The sequence below is a fragment of the Micromonospora coerulea genome (assembly GCF_016598485.1).
GTDB classification, from domain to species: domain Bacteria; phylum Actinomycetota; class Actinomycetes; order Mycobacteriales; family Micromonosporaceae; genus Micromonospora; species Micromonospora coerulea.
In genome coordinates, this window is the sequence record NZ_JAEMUW010000122.1 from 1 (window position 1) to 325 (window position 325).

General features: G+C 71.7%; 1 protein-coding gene. It reads left to right on the plus strand.

Annotation, left to right across the window (positions count from 1 at the left end):
- The coding region (locus tag I8N68_RS33490) for a hypothetical protein (protein WP_234041022.1) at nucleotides 1–325 on the plus strand (325 nt) is incomplete at both ends.

Below are 325 nucleotides of genomic sequence, written 5' to 3' on the forward strand. Positions count from 1 at the left end.
TTGCGCCGGCTCGGCTGGGGTGCGGTGCCGCCGGCGGGTGTGGTGGTGTCGGACCGGGTTCGTCGGGTCGCCGAGGAGGAAGCGGCCCGCGTTCTGCGTCTGGCGTGCCACCGTCGTGGGACCGTTGCCGCGCTACTGGCCACGTGGCCGGCTGATCCGTCCGCTCGTACCGATGACGAGTGGTCAGCGTTGCGGGCGGCGTTAGCCGATGGAACCGATGGCGCGACGATCCGCAGCCGCACCCGACAGATCACCGGGTACATCGCCGTGCATGGCCGGCTGCCGGCGGACGTGTGTGAGTTGGAGGGTCAGCCGGCCGTGGCTG